The sequence below is a fragment of the Cobetia sp. genome (assembly GCF_983723665.1).
Genome location: NZ_CFDJES010000265.1, coordinates 1 through 2,125 on the forward strand (window position 1 = coordinate 1; position 2,125 = coordinate 2,125).

The window sequence follows — 2,125 nt, forward strand, 5'->3', positions numbered from 1 at the left end:
GAGCAGATCGCGAAGGCGCTGGGTGTGGGACATCTTGATCATCTGCGGCGTCCTTGTACTGATGCTGAGCACTGATGCTGAGCACTGATGCTTATACCTTGCGGCCTTGTTGCGGTGACGATGGCGCCAAATCCTGCCGACCTACGCCTCAACCCCTTCACAAACATGCCGACCGGCCATGAGGCCAGTCGCTGCCTCGTCCCCTCGCCTTCATTGAACAGGGGAAGTGGCCGCGCAGGAAACTGACATTAGTCGTGTCTGGCATGCCAGGACTTGACGCTAACACACTAGAGGCCTATCTGTTGTATACAACAAGACGAAGCCAAATATTCATTCCTCAGACGCCATACTGAGCAATGGATATGAACCAGCCACCACAGCTTCGCGTCTCGCGCCTTGAGGAAGACCGCCATGAACATCAATCTGAGTTTTCTGCAGGATCTGCTGACCCATGTCGGCCAGCGTGCCCGCCAGCAGGTCGGCCTTTCGCCTGGCGCCGGCAATGAAGACACTGCCCTCGCCCGCCTGACCGAGAGCTGCCACAACCTCACCGAGAGCAGCGGTGAAGCCTCGCGCATCATGATGGCCCAGCGGGCGCTGGAGGATTATCAGCAGTTGGACCACGAGCAGCGCCTCGCCTTCTTCCATGTGCTGGCCGAGCACTACGCCGCCGATGAAGCACGCATTCACGCCGCCTACGCGGCCTATCGTGAATCCCCCGACAACGCCAACCTGAGCACGCTGTTCGCCGCCAGCGAACCCAGGCGCCAATCGCTGCTGCGCCGTCTGAACCTGTGCCCCGGCGGCACCTATGAAATCGTGCGCATGCGCGCCGACCTGCTCAAGCTCATCAAGCAGCATCCGGAGCTCAAGCCGCTGGATGCCGACTTCGCGCACCTGTTCGCCTCCTGGTTCAATCGCGGCTTCCTGATGCTGGAGGCCATCGACTGGAACACCCCCGCGGCGGTGCTGGAAAAGATCATCCGCTATGAGGCGGTGCATGCCATCCAGGACTGGAGCGACCTGCGCGGGCGCCTCGACCCCGAGGACCGCCGCTGCTACGCCTTCTTCCACCCGGCCATCGGCGATGAGCCGCTCATCTTCGTCGAGGTGGCGCTGTGCAAGGGCGTGCCCAACAACATCCAGCATCTGCTCGCCAACAGCGGCCAGACCACCGAGCGCGAGGCGGACACCGCCGTCTTCTACAGCATCAGCAATTGCCAGAAGGGCCTGAAAGGCATCTCGTTCGGCAACTTCCTGATCAAGCAGGTGGTGCAGGAGCTGCAACGCGAACTGCCCAATCTCAGCCGCTTCGTCACCCTCTCGCCGGTGCCCGGTTTCAGTCAGTGGCTCGAACGTGCACGTGACGAGGAAGGCCTGGAAGTCTCCGATCTGCTGGCCCATCACCTGCAGCACGATGACTGGATGAATGACGAGGAGGCCCAGCAGAAGATGGCGCCGGAGCTGCGTGCCCTCGCCGCCCACTATCTGGTCAACGTCAAGCATCGCAGCGGCCAGCCGATGGACCCGGTCGCCCGCTTCCACCTCGGCAACGGCGCCAGCCTGCATCGCCTCAACTGGCCCGGCGACACCTCGCCCAATGGCCGCCAGCAGGCCCACGGCCTGATGGTGAATTACCTCTACGAGCCGCACCGCATCGAGCAGAACCACGAGGCCTTCAGCCGCAACGACAGCGTGGTATGCAGCAGCGAGGTCAAGAAGGAATCGAAAGCCAACAAGGAACTGGCCAAGGCCCCAAAGCGCGAAACTAAAAAGGAAAGCGATTCCCTGTCCAGTTCGCCCCTGTCACCCAAAACAGCCGAACAGCCGGCCGCGCCGAAACCGGCTGCTGATGCCAACGACAGCAAGCAAGCGCCCGAATCACTCGAGGAATGAACCGCTTGAAGAATAAGCCGCTCGAAGAATAAGTCGCCCGGCAGGCACGCCGCCTGCCGGAGCACGCCTGACCCCAACGTCTCTTTGCGTCAATGACGCCTCATGACAAGACAACACCTCACTACAAGAACAATGCCATTGGAGCCAATGATGTCTCACGCCAACCACGACAATCTCTATCTGCAATTCGCGCGCAACTTCGATGAGCGCCCGGATGCCACCTTCCTCG

At 61.3% G+C, this 2,125-nt stretch carries 1 protein-coding gene; it reads left to right on the forward strand.

The annotated features are described in order from the left end of the window. Positions 1 to 417: 417 nt before the first annotated feature. Positions 418 to 1,896 carry a malonyl-CoA decarboxylase gene (locus tag AC4FAH_RS14695; protein ID WP_490246325.1) on the forward strand — a complete coding sequence of 493 codons (1,479 nt, stop codon included), beginning with the start codon at positions 418 to 420 and terminating at the stop codon, positions 1,894 to 1,896. Positions 1,897 to 2,125 lie beyond the last annotated feature (229 nt).